The organism is Nitrosomonas halophila, assembly GCF_900107165.1.
Taxonomy (GTDB): Bacteria; Pseudomonadota; Gammaproteobacteria; order Burkholderiales; family Nitrosomonadaceae; genus Nitrosomonas; species Nitrosomonas halophila.
Genome location: NZ_FNOY01000005.1, coordinates 1 through 15055 on the forward strand (window position 1 = coordinate 1; position 15055 = coordinate 15055).

At 52.2% G+C, this 15055-nt stretch carries 16 protein-coding genes; 6 read left to right on the plus strand and 10 right to left on the minus strand.

Translation table 11 applies throughout. The annotated features are described in order from the left end of the window. A partial coding sequence (locus BLV85_RS02010; RefSeq protein ID WP_281245705.1) for a helicase C-terminal domain-containing protein occupies positions 1-333 on the plus strand: 333 nt, incomplete at its 5' end. A 233-nt stretch (positions 334-566) separates the two neighbouring features. On the opposite strand, the gene purD is transcribed toward BLV85_RS02010, so the two are convergent. The 9 genes from purD to BLV85_RS02055 form a co-directional block, all read right to left on the minus strand. Further along, positions 567-1877 (minus strand): phosphoribosylamine--glycine ligase, encoded by a 1311-nt coding sequence (purD, locus tag BLV85_RS02015; protein WP_090411609.1) that lies wholly within the window; start codon positions 1875-1877, stop codon positions 567-569. A 67-nt stretch (positions 1878-1944) separates the two neighbouring features. Then, positions 1945-3504, minus strand: a complete 1560-nt coding sequence (purH, locus tag BLV85_RS02020; protein ID WP_090411611.1) for a bifunctional phosphoribosylaminoimidazolecarboxamide formyltransferase/IMP cyclohydrolase — start codon at positions 3502-3504, stop codon at positions 1945-1947. Between the two features lie 13 nt (positions 3505-3517). Then, complete coding sequence (locus tag BLV85_RS02025; RefSeq protein WP_090411615.1) at positions 3518-3760, minus strand: helix-turn-helix domain-containing protein; 243 nt, start codon at positions 3758-3760, stop codon at positions 3518-3520. Continuing rightward, positions 3757-4770 carry a tRNA dihydrouridine synthase DusB gene (gene dusB, locus BLV85_RS02030; protein ID WP_090411617.1) on the minus strand — a complete coding sequence of 338 codons (1014 nt, stop codon included), beginning with the start codon at positions 4768-4770 and terminating at the stop codon, positions 3757-3759. The genes BLV85_RS02025 and dusB overlap by 4 nt, the downstream gene beginning before the upstream one ends. A gap of 153 nt (positions 4771-4923) precedes the next feature. Then, a complete protein-coding gene (locus BLV85_RS02035; RefSeq protein WP_090411619.1) occupies positions 4924-6099 on the minus strand; it encodes an FAD-dependent monooxygenase in 1176 nt (391 codons plus the stop codon). A 108-nt stretch (positions 6100-6207) separates the two neighbouring features. Continuing rightward, the gene (gene hisD / locus BLV85_RS02040; protein WP_090411621.1) at positions 6208-7509 is read right to left on the minus strand and encodes a histidinol dehydrogenase; all 1302 of its coding nucleotides are present in this window, start codon (positions 7507-7509) and stop codon (positions 6208-6210) included. Positions 7510-7531: 22 nt separating this feature from the next. Further along, on the minus strand, positions 7532-8182 hold the full coding sequence (gene hisG, locus BLV85_RS02045) for an ATP phosphoribosyltransferase (protein WP_090411623.1): 651 nt from the start codon (positions 8180-8182) through the stop codon (positions 7532-7534). A 9-nt stretch (positions 8183-8191) separates the two neighbouring features. Then, positions 8192-8830 carry a superoxide dismutase gene (locus tag BLV85_RS02050; RefSeq protein WP_090411625.1) on the minus strand — a complete coding sequence of 213 codons (639 nt, stop codon included), beginning with the start codon at positions 8828-8830 and terminating at the stop codon, positions 8192-8194. A 66-nt stretch (positions 8831-8896) separates the two neighbouring features. Then, positions 8897-9328 (minus strand): ExbD/TolR family protein, encoded by a 432-nt coding sequence (locus BLV85_RS02055; RefSeq protein WP_090411627.1) that lies wholly within the window; start codon positions 9326-9328, stop codon positions 8897-8899. 197 nt (positions 9329-9525) lie between these two features. Between BLV85_RS02055 and purE the strand changes: the two genes are divergently transcribed. The 3 genes from purE to BLV85_RS02070 are packed head-to-tail and all read left to right on the plus strand — an operon-like array spanning position 9526 to position 12059. Next, entirely contained in the window at positions 9526-10017 is a 492-nt protein-coding gene (purE, locus tag BLV85_RS02060; protein WP_218132757.1) for a 5-(carboxyamino)imidazole ribonucleotide mutase, read from the plus strand. Continuing rightward, entirely contained in the window at positions 10014-11150 is a 1137-nt protein-coding gene (locus tag BLV85_RS02065; RefSeq protein ID WP_090411631.1) for a 5-(carboxyamino)imidazole ribonucleotide synthase, read from the plus strand. The genes purE and BLV85_RS02065 overlap by 4 nt, the downstream gene beginning before the upstream one ends. Before the next feature lie 24 nt (positions 11151-11174). Next, on the plus strand, positions 11175-12059 hold the full coding sequence (locus BLV85_RS02070) for a phosphoribosylaminoimidazolesuccinocarboxamide synthase (protein ID WP_090411633.1): 885 nt from the start codon (positions 11175-11177) through the stop codon (positions 12057-12059). 105 nt (positions 12060-12164) lie between these two features. Here the strand turns inward: BLV85_RS02070 and BLV85_RS02075 are convergent, their stop codons facing one another. Then, a complete protein-coding gene (locus BLV85_RS02075; RefSeq protein WP_090411635.1) occupies positions 12165-13193 on the minus strand; it encodes a hypothetical protein in 1029 nt (342 codons plus the stop codon). Between the two features lie 530 nt (positions 13194-13723). Between BLV85_RS02075 and BLV85_RS02080 the strand changes: the two genes are divergently transcribed. Next, entirely contained in the window at positions 13724-13921 is a 198-nt protein-coding gene (locus tag BLV85_RS02080; protein ID WP_090411637.1) for a (2Fe-2S)-binding protein, read from the plus strand. Between the two features lie 59 nt (positions 13922-13980). After that, on the plus strand, positions 13981-14445 hold the full coding sequence (gene bfr / locus BLV85_RS02085; protein ID WP_090411639.1) for a bacterioferritin: 465 nt from the start codon (positions 13981-13983) through the stop codon (positions 14443-14445). The last annotated feature ends 610 nt before the right edge of the window (positions 14446-15055 follow it).

Sequence of the window (15055 nt, forward strand, 5' to 3'; positions counted from 1 at the left end):
CTTCTCAGAGATTGGGCGGGGTGCTCCACTATCACCGGCCATGGTCTTACAAAAGGCGCTTTCGGTTACCCACAAATTCTGCCGAGGAGCCAAAAATTCAAACAGGAAGGCCACAATGCCTTCATGGAATACCAGTTGCCACATGCCATCATCAGTCTGAAGCAAGGTGCCGGACGCTTGATTCGCGACGAGCATGACCGGGGGGTACTCATGATCTGCGACCCCCGTCTGGTCACCAAACCGTATGGCAAACGCATCTGGCAAAGCCTGCCACCAATGAAACGCACACGAGATCAGGCGGAAGCCCTGTATTTCCTGAAATCTACTTTGTAGCTTTGTCGCAAAAAAGGGTGGAAAATGATTCGCATCCCCAAGGGCTCGTTAATGAATAACTTGGGCATACGTTGCTACGTATTCGGGAAAGATGTAAGGCGCGAGGTGAAGCCGAATGGTCGTTCCATCCGCAAGCCTCGCAACGCCGCAGATGTCCGATTACGCAACAACCCTTCGGGCTGGGGTCGCTTTTGGCGCATACCGGCGTATGCTCAAGTATTCATTAACGAGCTCTAACCAGCGGAGTGATGATTGGCCAAACCCCTGGATCCGATATCCTTGCGCATCTGACAGCCTTTGAAGCGAATATTGCCAGCAATCTCATAGGCCCGTTGCTGTGCCAATTTCAGATTCTCACCCAGCGCTGTCACACCCAGCACGCGACCACCGGCCGTTAGGATTTCCTCTTGATCCTGACCACCGAGAGCGGTGCCGGCATGGAATACATGATATTCACCCGTTGCATGCTGGCTGGCCATAACGGCATTCAGACCATGGATAACGTCATGCTTGTTTGGCTTATCGGGATAGCCTTGTGCCGCCATCACCACACACAATGCGACCCGCCGGTCCCATTCAATTTCGGCCTGATCCAGCGTACCGTTGACGGCATGCTCGATCAAACCCACCAGATCGGTTTTCAATCGCAGCATAATCGCCTGGGTTTCAGGGTCGCCCAGGCGGCAATTGAATTCCAGCACCTTGATATCGCCCTGGCGCGAAATCATCAGACCCGCATACAAAAACCCGATATAGGGTTGCCCCGCCTGTGCCATGCCATTGATCGCGGGAATGATAATCTCGCGCATGACTTTGGCATGCAATGTGGGCGTAATGATTGGTGCAGGTGAATAAGCACCCATACCGCCGGTATTGGGGCCCTGGTCGTCATCCAGCAAGCGTTTGTGATCCTGGCTGGTGGCAAGTGGCAAAACGTTGCGCCCATCGGACAAAACAATAAAGCTGGCCTCCTCGCCTTCCAGGTAATCCTCGATCAGAATAGAGGCACCAGCCTCGCCCAGCCTGTCTTCGACCAACATGGCATCGACCGCCGCATGTGCTTCACTCACGGTATGTGCGATCACCACCCCTTTGCCAGCCGCCAAGCCATCGGCCTTGATCACAACCGGCAGTGAATGCTGCGCAATATATTCGCGGGCCATCGCCGCATCGTGGAAACATTCACTGGCCGCTGTCGGAATTCCTTGCGTGTGCATGAATGTCTTGGCAAAGGATTTGGATGATTCGAGCCGGGCGGCAGCCTGGCTCGGGCCGAATATCTTCAGGCCAGCCGCCTGAAATGCATCGACAATCCCTTCCGTCAAGGGGGCTTCAGGGCCCACCACTGTCAATTCTATTTTTTCGCGCTGCACGAAAGCAATCAGGTCTGGAATGGCAGTAATTGCGACGTTTTCCAGACCGGGCTCCAGTGCTGTACCGGCATTACCAGGTGCGACGAAGATTTTTTCTGCACGTGGGGATTGGACGAGTTTCCATGCCAGGGCATGTTCTCTGCCACCACCGCCAACAACGAGTAGTTTCATTTTATTATTCGAATGGATTATGTGACCAAGTGTAATACGGCAAATGACAGAAAGAATCCAGCCTCTGCTAATGCCTGAAATGCCTGATACCTGTAAACAGCATGGCTATACCCTGCTCATCGGCAGCTGCAATGACTTCATCATCCCGGATACTTCCCCCCGGCTGAATCACAACCTTGGCACCGGCCTGGGCCAACACATCCAAGCCATCCCTGAATGGGAAGAAAGCATCCGAGGCAACCACGGATCCCTGCAGATCAAGACGCGCTTGTTCGGCCTTGATGGAAGCAATCCGCGCACTGTCCACGCGGCTCATCTGGCCCGCACCGATACCGAGTGTTTGACCATTGGCACAAAATACGATCGTATTCGATTTGACAAACTTCGCAACGCGCCACGCAAACAAGCAGTCTGCGATCTGCAGTGGAGTGGGTTGAAGCTGTGTGACACATTGCAGCTGGTCAATAGCAAGATTGAAATTATCCGGGGTCTGCACAAGCAAGCCGCCATCGACCCGCTTCAGATCATAGTGATTGGCATGCGTGCCCTGGAGAACGGTCAGCACCCGTATATTCGGTTTGGCAGCCAATGCAAGCCTGGCCTCAGGAGTGAATTCTGGCGCAATGATGACTTCTACAAACTGATTCAGTATCGCCTTGGCTAAATCAGCCTCAACCACGCGGTTGAGCGCAATAATCCCGCCGAATGCCGATACCGGATCGGTTGCAAATGCTTTCTCATACGCAGCCAACAATGTATCGGCAATCGCCACACCGCATGGATTGGCATGCTTGACAATCACACAAGCCGGTTTGTCGAAGGTTTGCACGCACGCCCAGGCGGCATCGGTATCCGCGATATTGTTGTAGGACAGTGCTTTGCCCTGAATTTGATCATAATTGGCCAGACTGCCTGATATATCGAGCACTTCACGGTAAAAAGCGGCCTGTTGATGCGGATTCTCGCCGTAGCGCAGTGGCTGCGCCAGCGAGAAATTAAGATTGAGTTGATCCGGAAAGGGTTTGCGCTGCCCGGCCGGATCCAATGCGGTCAGGTAGTTGCTGATCGCTGCATCGTAACGTGCAGTATGCGAGAAAGCCTTTTGTGCAAACTGAAAACGCTGCTCGGCATTGACCGATCCATTGCTGGCTTGCATTTGTGTGAGCAGCGCCGTGTAGTCCTGTGGATCGGTGACAACTGTCACACGCTCAAAATTCTTGGCGGCCGCCCGGATCAAGGTCGGTCCGCCGATATCGATGTTCTCGATCGCCTCTTCCAGCGAACAATCCGGCCGGGCTATCGTTTGCGTAAACGGGTACAAATTGATGATCACCAGATCTATGGTCGGAATCTGCACTTCCTCCATGGCTTGCCGATGCGCAGGCAAATCCATTCTGGCCAGGATGCCTGCATGGATCCGGGGATGCAGGGTCTTGACACGTCCATCGAGCATTTCTGGAAAACCCGTATAATCACTGGCTTCCGTGACGCTGATTCCCGCTTCCTGCAATAGTTTTGCGGTGCCACCCGTTGAAATGATCACCACTTTAAGTTTTTGCAGGGCAGTAGCGAGTTCGATAATACCGGTTTTGTCAGAAACACTGATAAGAGCTTGTTTTATGGTCATTTCAGAGAATTAATTATTTGATCTGATGCTTAAGCAAACGATTACGTAAAGTATTACGGTTGATACCAAGTAGCTCAGCGGCCTTGCTTTGGTTGCCCTGAGCGTGATGCATGGCGATTTCAATCAGCGGTTTCTCGACACTGCTTATCACCATTTCATAAATCGGACAGGGTTTTTCACCATCCAGGTCATGAAAATAGGCTTCCACTGATTTACGGATACAGAACGCGATTTCATTTTCATCAATAACGCTCATACCGCGATTACCTCGTCTTGAATATATGCAAGCCTGCGACCCTGGTCAGCAAGTTGCTCAAAAAATGTATGGGTGGCAGACAGTTGTGCTTCTATGGTCTGAAGTTGATTCATCGCATGACGAAAAGCGGCAGAGCCGACGAGTCCGCGCGTGTACCAGGAAATATGTTTGCGGGCAATGCGCACGCCGGAATATTCCCCGTAGAACGCATACAATTCATGCAAGTGATGCATCAGCACATGATGAATTTCCGTTACCTCAGGAGGAGGCAATCGTTTGCCGGTGGCGAGAAAATGATCAATCTCACGAAAAATCCATGGCCTGCCTTGTGCTGCACGCCCGATCATGACCGCGTCGGCATGCGTGTAGTCCAGAACCTGCTTGGCCTTTTCTGGCGTATCGATATCACCATTTGCAATCACCGGAATCCTGACGGCAGCCTTTACCATTGCGATGGTATCGTATTCGGCCTGCCCTTGATAAGCACAGGCACGGGTACGTCCATGAATGGCCAAGGCCTGCACTCCAGCGTCTTCTGCAATATGCGCAACATGGACCGCATTCTTGTTTTGTATATCCCACCCCGTTCTGATCTTCAAAGTCACTGGCACATCCACCGCCCTGACCACCGCATCGAGAATTTTCCCGACCAGCGCTTCATCCTTCAGCAAAGCCGAGCCGGCCATGACATTGCAGATCTTTTTGGCGGGACACCCCATATTGATATCAATGATCTCGGCGCCCTGCGCAGCATTGTATTGGGCAGCCTTTGCCATCATAACGGGATCCGCGCCCGCTATCTGCACCGAGATGGGCTTGACCTCGCCATCATGGCTGGCACGCCGCCGGGTTTTTTCCGAACCCCACAGCAGGGAATTGCTGGAAACCATTTCAGATACCGCCATCGCTGCGCCCATCCGTTTGCACAATTGCCGGAAAGGACGGTCCGTCACCCCCGCCATCGGCGCAACAATCAATTTATTTTTGAGCGTATATGAACCAATTTGCATGAGAAATGGTTAACTGTGGCTAAAAGTTTTAAAAATCAACAATGGTTGAGTATCCCTGATCATTCTTCTCCCATTCAGGGACCATTCATTGGAAGAAAAAAACAGATCCGATGTGCTGGTGAAGAGCAGCAGCCACCGAGATTATCCAATAGACTAACCGCGTGCACCAAAGATCATGCGCCGTGCAACGAAACGCTTGACGGGCGGCAAACAGTCCAGCGCGGTCAACCCCAAGCCAGCAAATGTCTGGCACAGTGGAATATCCGTAGTAAACAGCTTCACCAAGGAATCAGTAAACAACCTTCCCGCTTGCTTGTCATACCGGCGACGCTGATTGTACATTGCGAGCATTCTGGCCGAACCCGGTTCGCCTGCCGCCCCCGCTGGCACATGGCGAATTTCATCGACCAACTCCCATGCATCCCGCAGACCGAGATTGAAACCCTGACCAGCGACCGGATGGAGTGTTTGTGCAGCATTGCCTATCAATACGGTCCGCTGTGAAGTCACAGCTGATGCATATTTGAGTGCCAGCGGAAAGCCCGAACGTTTACCCGCCCGGATAAAGCTGCCCATGCGGTCCCCAAAGTGGTCATGCAGGCATGTCAGAAATGACTGGTCATCCAACTGCAAAATCGCCTCCGCCTTCGCCACCGGCATCGTCCAAACCAGCGCATAATCATCGCCAGATGGCAGCAGCGCCAATGGCCCATCCAGGGTAAAACGCTCGAAGGCGGCGCCTCGCTCAGGCGCCTCGACCCGGACATTACTCACGACTGCCCACTGTTGGTAGTCGTGCACATGATAGTGGATTCCTTCGACCTGTTCCGCAAGCCGCCCTCCATCAGCCAACACCAATAAACTGGACTGCGCCCATTTGTTCGATGCATCCTGCTGATAGGTCACTTGAGCCTGACTTGGATTCGTCTGTATGCTGGAAACTTGGGCACCCGTCTGATAATTGACCTGGCGTGCTTGCAAGAGTCCACGCATCGACTCGTAAAGAGCATGGTAGTTCACGACATAGCCCAGCGCGGGAACACCTGCTTCGTCTGCCGTCAGCACAGCATGCCCAAAATGGCCTCGATTGGAGATATGAATAGTCGTGATTGGTGTGGCTTGGGTTAATTTTTCCCAGACGCCCAGGCGCTGCAATAGCAAATGACTGCCATATGATAGCGCCAACGGACGGGGATCGCTCACATTTTCCGGCAATTTGCGCGCTTCAAGCAGCAACACCGAAAACTCATATTCCGTTAAGGCAAGCGCCAGCGCCATCCCTACCGGCCCACCGCCAGCAATGACGACATCAAACTGCTGATCGGTCATAGCTCCTCCCGGTCTGGTTTTTTAGAAGGCACGTGACATTCGTGCCCATTTTACAGAGAAAATGCTGGTTTTCACTTGGTTGGCCTCGATCCCGGCATACCCATTTTGTCACTTGGTGCAACGGTACTCGGCAGACAGCGCATGCGCCGCCAACCCTTCCCCTTTCGCCAGGATCGCTGCCACACGGCCAAGCTCGGCCGCACCTGCCGGGGAAGCCTGGATCAGGCTGGTGCGTTTCTGGAAATCGTAGACACCCAGTGGCGAAGAAAAGCGTGCCGTCCCGGAAGTCGGCAATACATGGTTGGGGCCGGCACAATAATCCCCAAGTGCCTCACAGGTATACCGCCCAAGAAAAATTGCACCTGCATGCCGGATGCGTTTAACCCATTGTTCTGGCTGCGCCACCGACAGCTCAAGATGCTCGGGCGCAATCCGGTTGGCGATGGTGCAAGCTTCTTCCAGATCACGCACCTTGATCAAGGCACCGCGATTCTCCAGCGAAGCACGAATGACATGCTGACGCGGCATAGTCGTTATCAGTCGATTGATGCTCTCCATCACTGCATCCAGGAAGGCAGACTCCGGACAAAGCAGAATAGATTGCGCCTGTTCATCGTGCTCAGCCTGAGAGAACAAATCCATGGCAATCCATTCCGGATCAGTTCTCCCATCACATATCACCAGAATCTCTGACGGCCCAGCCAGCATATCAATGCCCACCAAACCAAAAACATGACGCTTGGCTGCAGCCACATAAGCATTGCCCGGTCCAACAATTTTGTCGACTTTGGGGACAGTTCCCGTACCAAAAGCCAGTGCGCCGATTGCCTGGGCACCCCCGATGGTAAAAACCCGGTCCACATCACAGATAGCGGCTGCCGCCAGTACCAACTGATTGAGTTCTCCCGCTGGGGTGGGTGTCACCATGACAAGTTCTTGCACACCGGCCACTTTGGCCGGAATCGCATTCATCAAAACCGATGAAGGATAGGCCGCCTTACCGCCCGGCACATACATGCCCACGCGGTCCAGCGCCGTAATCTTTTGGCCAAGCAAGGTGCCATCCGCCTCAACATAATGCCAGGATTCCGATACCTGTTTTTCATGATAAGAGCGAATACGAGTAGCCGCCAATTCCAATGCAGAGCGTTCGCTGGCATCGAGCGATTGTAAAGCGGACTGCAAGCGATCCCGCGACAACTCGATTTGTTCGATACTCGCCACCTCTAGTTTATCGAAGCGACGCGTATATTCGATCAGCGCCTGGTCGCCACGCTCGCGCACCGCCGCAAGAATCTGGAGCACGGCCTGATCGATGGTGGCATCCTGGGTCGCTTCGAACATCAGCAGGTTATCGAGTGCTTGCTCAAAATGCATATCGGAGGAAGATAGGCGTGTGATATCAACCATGAGATTTTCCAGTTCGTTTGAACTATAGGTTAGCGGGGATTGCCGCGCTGAAGGCTTCCAGCAAAGGCTGGATCGTATTGTTTTTCAATTTGAGTGCCGCCTGATTGACAATCAGGCGGGCTGAAATCGGCATAATCTCCTCGACGGCTTGCAACTGATTGGCTTTCAGAGTACTGCCGGTCGAAACCAGATCGACAATCGCATCGGCCAGGCCCACCAGTGGCGCCAATTCCATCGAGCCATACAGTTTGATCAAATCCACATGCATGCCTTTTGCCGCAAAATGATCACGAGCCGTTTTGACATATTTGGTGGCCACCCGCAGGCGGGCACCCTGGAAAACCGTCGCGGCATAATCGAAATCGTTCCTGACCGCCACCATCATGCGACAGCGGGCGATTTTCAGATCCAGCGGCTGATATAGGCCAGCGCCACCGTGCTCCAGCAGCACATCCTTTCCAGCCACACCCAAATCCGCCGCGCCGTATTGCACATAGGTTGGTACATCAGTCGCACGCACCATGATCAGCCGCACCTGCGGCTGGTTGGTTGCAATGATCAACTTGCGCGAAGCATCGGGATCATCCTGCGCGACAATCCCGGCCGCTTTCAGGAATGGAACGGTATCTTCATAGATGCGCCCTTTTGAAAGCGCAATGGTAATATCCGACATAAATGAAGGTTACCCGAGATTGGCCGCAGCAAACTCCCAGTTAATCAATTTGTCGAGGACTGTATTGACATAGTCAGGCCGCCGGTTCTGGAAATCCAGATAATAGGCGTGTTCCCAAACATCGATGGTCAACAGTGGACGAAGGTTGTGCGTGAGCGGCGAATCGGCGTTGCCGGTTTTAACAATCGTCAGTTTGTCTCCATCCTGCGCCAACCAGGCCCAGCCACTTCCAAATTGGGTGACCGCCGCATTGGCGAATTCACGCTTGCAAGTCTCGACATCGCCAAATGCCGCTTCTATTTTTTGTTTCAATGCCGCCGGCGGCTCTCCGCCGCCTTGCGGGCTGAGACTGTGCCAATAGAACATATGATTCCAGATCTGAGCGGCATTGTTGAAAATGCCGGCCTTATCCGCCTGGCCAGCCGTGGCGGCAATGATCTGCTCCAGTGACTGCCCCGCATACGGAGTGCCCGCCACGAGCTTGTTCAGATTATCCACATAGGTTTTATGATGCTTGCCATAGTGAAAGCTCAGTGTGTGGGCGGAAATCACGGGCTCGAGCGCATTGTCGGCATAAGGAAGAGGCGCCAATACGTAGGTACCACCAGCCAGCGCTGCCTTGGAAAAATTATCCAGATTATTGCTCATTTTCTTTCCTTTAAAAATGAAGTTGAATAATGAAGTCATGAGGTCGAGTATTATGTCAAAAGAATGTTATTGATTGTTATTCGACACTTCGGTCGTAAACGTCACTTGATTGTATCCCGCCAATCTTGCGGCTTCCATAACCGTAATCACTGACTGATGTGTTGCCTTCGCATCGGCGCTGATGATAACGGCCGGATTCTCCTGATTTTTAGAAGCCGCCCGCAGCGCGTCACGCAAGCCTTCAATACTAGTGAATTTGATTGGCACGAGATCAATTGTATAGTCGCCCTTTGCACTTACTGACACGTCAATGACTTGAGGCGCATCGGATTTCTTATCCGTTTCAGCAATTGCCTGCGGCAAAGTAATTTCCAATTCCGAGAATTTGGAATAGGTGGTCGTGATGACCAGAAAGATGAGTATGACCAGCAATACATCAATCATGGGCACGAGATTAATCTCCGGCTCTTCTTTCTTCTGCCCGCGCTGAAAATTCATTGGATTCGATTCCCGATACTCGATTAACAGATCAAACGATTGTAATACACCGGCCCAGTTGAAACCAGCATACGAACGCCGCAGCCCAATCCATAAAAAACTTCCCGGTCAATGGACCTATTCTAGTTTATTATTACCACTTTCACCATGCTTCGGTGTTTATTGATTTATTTCTGAATTTAGTATAAGGATCTTGTGTGGACCGTCCATCAGTCAGCATTGTAATGGGCAGCAATAGCGATTGGGGTGTGATGCAGCATGCTGCAAACGTTTTAAAAAATTTCTGCATTCCGCATGAAACCTTAATCATCTCAGCACACCGCACACCAGACCGCATGTTCGGCTATGCGGAAACCGCACGTGCGCGTGGAATCAAATGCATCATCGCCGGCGCGGGCGGTGCAGCCCACCTGCCCGGCATGATTGCCGCCAAAACCATTCTACCGGTACTAGGTGTCCCGGTCACATCCAAACACCTACAGGGCGTGGATTCACTGCTGTCAATTGTGCAAATGCCCAAGGGTGTGCCCGTCGCGACATTCGCAATCGGCGATGTAGGCGCGACCAATGCGGCGTTATATGCGATTGCCATATTGGCTACGGAAGATGCCTCCCTGGCAGAGAAACTCAATCAATTCCGTAAAGAGCAAGCGGCGACTGTCACATCGATGACGCTGCCGGAAGCATGAACATCAAACCCGGAGCGATGATCGGCCTGCTCGGTGGCGGGCAACTCGGACGCATGTTTACCATGTCGGCACAATGCATGGGCTATCGCGTAACAGTCCTGGACCCGACTAAAGACAGCCCTGCCGGCAATATTGCCGAACGCCACTTATGTGCGGATTATCTCGATTATCAGGCACTCGATATACTCGGCTCGACATGCGAGGGTGTCACGACGGAATTTGAAAATGTGCCCGCCGAAGCGCTGCGTTATCTAATGAAATATTGCATGGTCAGCCCAACAGCCGAAAGTGTTTCGATCGCCCAGAACCGCATCCTCGAGAAACAGTTTCTTGCCAAGCATGGTTTTGCAGTCGCGCCATTTGCCGTCATCCATCACCAGCAGGATATTTCCAGCCAACTGGACGCATCGCTATTGCCCGGCATTCTGAAAGTCAGCCGGTTTGGTTATGATGGCAAGGGGCAACAGAAAGTGGCATCGATCGACGCACTTTCACAGGCATTCGCCAGCTTCCGGCACGAGTCTTGTATACTGGAAAAAATGCTACCGCTTGACTCTGAAATTTCAGTCATTCTGGCACGCGGCCATGATGGCCAGGTCACGTATTTTCCAGTTGCAGAAAACCGCCATGTCCAGGGTATTCTGGATATGAGCATCATCCCTGCCAGAATCGCTCAAGAGACCATTCGGCAGGCTTATGAAATTGCGCAACAGGTGGCTGCCTGCCTGAACTACATCGGCGTGCTATGCATCGAATTCTTTATCCTGGCCGACGGTCAAATATTGATCAATGAAATAGCACCTCGTCCACACAACAGTGGTCATTATTCGCTTGATGCCTGCATCACCTCCCAGTTTGAACAGCAGGTCAGGGTTCTGTGCGGCGCACCCCAAGGCAGCACGGAATTAACCCAGGCGGCTGTCATGACCAATCTTCTGGGAGATCTCTGGCAAGACAACGAACCAGACTGGCACCGGGTATTGTGCCATCCAACCGCCAAATTGCATTTATACGGCAAGCGTGAAGCCAGACCCGGCAGGAAAATGGGTCATTTCACTGTACTGGCTGCCACAGCGGACGAAGCGCTCAGCCATGCTCAAGCCATCAAGCATGCACTGCAACCCAAACCCTAGCACTCAACAGAATCGAACATTGCCATGACCTCTGCCCTATTCGAAACCGATCTATCCAGCCTGCCACTGCTTCATCGGGGCAAGGTGCGCGACATTTACACCGTGGATGAAGACCGATTGCTGATCGTACAGACCGACCGCATCTCAGCTTTCGATGTCGTGCTACCCACCCCGGTACCAGAAAAAGGACATATCCTGACAAAGATTTCTCAATTCTGGTTTGACAAGCTGGCGCACATCCTGCCCAATCATTTAACCGGCATTGCCCCCGAATCAGTGGTCGCGCCTCATGAACGTGACCAGGTAGCTGGCCGTGCCTTTGTGGTCAGAAAATTGAAACCGTTACCGATCGAGGCCATCGTACGCGGCTACATTTCAGGTTCTGGCTGGAAAGACTACCAACAGAGCGGTGCAATCAGTGGCATCACTCTGCCCCAGGGTTTGCAGGAAGCCGGCATGATACCAGGCGGGGCCATTTTTACGCCCTCCACCAAGGCCGAAGCAGGCCAGCATGATGAAAATATTTCATATGCAACTTGCGAACAATTGTTGGGCGCGTCACTTGCCCGTCTGGTACGCAAACAGACCATCGCGCTTTACAGCCAGGCGGCAAAGTACGCGCTTGAACGGGGCATAATCATTGCCGATACCAAATTCGAATTTGGTCTGGATGATACAAACCAGCTCTATCTCATTGATGAAGTGCTCACACCGGATTCCTCTCGCTTCTGGCCAGCTGATGGCTACCGGGCCGGGCGTACCCCTCCCAGCTATGACAAGCAATTTATCCGGGATTGGCTGGAACAGATCAGCTGGAATAAGATGCCGCCAGCACCGGCCATTCCGGACGATATTCTGGCGCAAACCATGGAAAAATATCGGGAAGCATGCCGCTTACTGATCGACTGAAATCGGTTTCCCGCTTCTTCTGCCCCGGAATCAAAAGCCGCCTTCGCGGCCACTTCCCTGAACAACTGGGAAGCTGTTCATTTGCATGAACTCAGGCAGGCAAGATCAGACGTAGGACTGCAACGGCCGGCCAGCTGCCCAGAATTTCCACAAACTGCTAGGCGTGAGGGTAAAGCGCCTGCCAGCCTGATCATCGATCGCAGTCAATGCGAGTCGCTTGATTTGTTTTGCCTTCAATGCCTGCAAAAGCGGCACAAACCACTGCTGCTCCAGGCTTACCAGCTCATTGCGCCAGGCATAGGCATCCTTATAGAAAGCATATTTTTGCAAATGATCCAGCACAATCATCTGATCGCCTGATCGTGCCTCCCCAAGCCACTCCTCCGCATTTGCCGGCAAATGGCGGCCAACCGCCCCGCTTGCTTGACTCAATGCCTGCACAAAGGGATGATTGCTCCATATCTCTGGGCAAGGGGCCTGTATGCTTTCCGGCCTGGTTCCACCGCCCCATAGCCAGAGACTGTTGATTGCCAGCTCCCCACGGGCCTCCCTTGCCTGATTCAACGGGCTGTCGTACAACAGCATCTGAATCTCATTGATTCGGTTGTTCCAGGCGACTCCATCCCTGCCACCCGGCAATAAATGATTGATGTTTCTGCCTGCCACCTCGCTCAGGAGATGTGTATTCAACTCCGGAGACGGATGCACACGCATATACCAACGGTCGGCATGCAACGGTAACAACATCAGACCGTCTTTGACGAGTTGCGCGTTGATGAAAGCAGCAAACGCCTGTGCCTCCTGCAGGGAAATATTCAGCATCTGGCTATCGGCCAGAAGAATATGATTATTCTCAATGCGCAAATGCACGGGATCGGCCCGCAACCAGTAAGCCCCGTCAATATCGATTCCTTCCCCATCCAGCTGCAACATAATGGGCGAGACGGGCCAATCCCGTTGCTTATCCACGCCAAACAACCAACATAACCAAGCCTCCAGTTGATGCTCAGACTCCTCATTGGATTGGCTTTTTGCCAAAATGGTCTGCAAAGCAGGTAACGGCAAGCCATGATAAATCTCTGACTGGGAGCGATCGGGCCAAAATAAGGTCGGGACGACCAAATGTAAATTCATAGTAAGAATGTGTAGAAATAAAATCCTGACAGATTACCGAAATAAATAGCCAATCGAAAGCCATTCACTCAAAAACTAACGCTACCAATCGACACAATTCAGGCTGGACCCTTCACTCAGGTGACATGCGGGTGGGTTCACACAAGACAAGACATTACCCAGCTATCTAACCAGCTATTCCCGAGCGTGAGAATGCTGCTCTGTACCTCGAAATCGCATCAACCAGCAACCAAGGAATCGCTCATAAATAACTGTAACACTTGGATCGCATCTGGCGGGCGCACTGCGGCGTTACTCGTCGTCGCCATAGCCTTGCATTGCATCCCACCAGACGCGCCCAATCGTCACACTTATTCCTTCTCGGCTCCTAACAACCGAATATGTTTCGGCAAAGAACTTATTGCTTGCAAATCAGTCTGAATGGAATATAATTACGAATCATTCTCATTAGCAACCCATCGAACCTGGTAATGCACGTAGGCTACAGCCAATCAATTATCGGAAAATTCATTCTCTAAGAGCTATCTTTCATGTATATTTGTGTCTGCAAAGGCGTCACGGATCGCGATATTCACAGTGCTGTTCAGCAAGGCGCTGAAAGAATGCGTGATTTGAGAATTTGCCTGGGAGTGGCCGGGGAGTGCGGCGCGTGTGCCTGCCATGTAAAAATGGCATTGGACAAATCACGACAGCTGACACCTTCGCCCGAACCCGCTGGCGGTTCCTAGGCTGCTCGCCCGGAAACCGCTCAGAGCGAGCCGGCTACCTAATACTCAAGGAGACAAACATGAAAGGTAATGCAGATATCATTCGTTGGCTCAATCGTCAGCTTCAGCACGAATTGACCGCTATCAACCAGTATTTTTTACATGCCCGTATGTATAAAAACTGGGGATTCCATAAGCTGGCAGAACACGAATACCATGAATCGATCGATGAGATGAAACATGCAGACAAGCTCATCGAACGCATACTTTTCCTCGAAGGCCTGCCCAATCTCCAGCAGCTTGATAAGCTACTGATCGGAGAATCTGCACAAGAGTGCGTGACCTGCGATCTGGATCTCGAACTGGCCGCCCGCGAAACCCTGATCAGTGCCATAGCCGCCTGTGAATCCACGCAAGATTATGTTTCACGCGAAATTTTCGAGCACATCCTGGAAGATACGGAAGAACATATCGACTGGCTCGAAACGGAACGTGACATGATACAAAAAGTAGGTATCCATAACTGGCTGCAAAGTCAGATATAGCCGAAATCTCAACACCATGCTGTCAGTTGGATCAGAACAATGCCAACTGACAATTCAAGCGCTATCATTGCGATGGCGCAGGATGTCCCTTAAGGGGCCAAGATAATAGGTTAACGCCATATCCCTGCCCTGGTCCCTGATACGCAGTTACTCAACACACTTCCTACAGCACACCGCTCTTCAGCATGGTCATAACCCCTTGGTCCTGCCTGTGGATACTTTTATGCTGAATAAGCCGCAATTTACAAACCAACCCGATTGCCGATCGCGCTACCAGCTGAATGGCACGGCTTATCAGTCGCATGGCAGCGTAACAACGCATACGCTCCGCTTCCCATCCAAACGCAATTTACAGGGTGACTATGCATTTATTGCCAGATCAGCAAAAGGTATTGGTAAAATGGCTATTTACCCTTAGGGCTCGTTAATGAATAACTTGGGTATACGGTTACGTATTCGGGAAAGATGCAAGGCGCGAGGCGAAGCCGTATGGTCGTTCTATTGGCAAGCCTCGCAACGCCGCAGATGCCCGAATACGCAACAACCCTTCGGGTTGGGGTCGCTTCTGGCGCAGACCGGCGTATGCTCAAGTTATTTTCAGGTTATTTGT

Bases quoted from the DNA above. Each gene is read 5' to 3' on its own strand.
- BLV85_RS02080 (WP_090411637.1), top strand. From the start codon at position 13,724: ATGTATATTTGTGTCTGCAAAGGCGTCACGGATCGCGATATTCACAGT.
- BLV85_RS02025 (WP_090411615.1), bottom strand. From the start codon at position 3,760: ATGAGCGTTATTGATGAAAATGAAATCGCGTTCTGTATCCGTAAATCA.
- BLV85_RS02050 (WP_090411625.1), bottom strand. From the start codon at position 8,830: ATGAGCAATAATCTGGATAATTTTTCCAAGGCAGCGCTGGCTGGTGGT.
- BLV85_RS02055 (WP_090411627.1), bottom strand. From the start codon at position 9,328: ATGAATTTTCAGCGCGGGCAGAAGAAAGAAGAGCCGGAGATTAATCTC.
- purH (WP_090411611.1), bottom strand. From the start codon at position 3,504: ATGACCATAAAACAAGCTCTTATCAGTGTTTCTGACAAAACCGGTATT.
- BLV85_RS02075 (WP_090411635.1), bottom strand. From the start codon at position 13,193: ATGAATTTACATTTGGTCGTCCCGACCTTATTTTGGCCCGATCGCTCC.
- hisD (WP_090411621.1), bottom strand. From the start codon at position 7,509: ATGGTTGATATCACACGCCTATCTTCCTCCGATATGCATTTTGAGCAA.
- dusB (WP_090411617.1), bottom strand. From the start codon at position 4,770: ATGCAAATTGGTTCATATACGCTCAAAAATAAATTGATTGTTGCGCCG.
- hisG (WP_090411623.1), bottom strand. From the start codon at position 8,182: ATGTCGGATATTACCATTGCGCTTTCAAAAGGGCGCATCTATGAAGAT.
- BLV85_RS02070 (WP_090411633.1), top strand. From the start codon at position 11,175: ATGACCTCTGCCCTATTCGAAACCGATCTATCCAGCCTGCCACTGCTT.
- BLV85_RS02065 (WP_090411631.1), top strand. From the start codon at position 10,014: ATGAACATCAAACCCGGAGCGATGATCGGCCTGCTCGGTGGCGGGCAA.
- BLV85_RS02035 (WP_090411619.1), bottom strand. From the start codon at position 6,099: ATGACCGATCAGCAGTTTGATGTCGTCATTGCTGGCGGTGGGCCGGTA.
- purD (WP_090411609.1), bottom strand. From the start codon at position 1,877: ATGAAACTACTCGTTGTTGGCGGTGGTGGCAGAGAACATGCCCTGGCA.
- bfr (WP_090411639.1), top strand. From the start codon at position 13,981: ATGAAAGGTAATGCAGATATCATTCGTTGGCTCAATCGTCAGCTTCAG.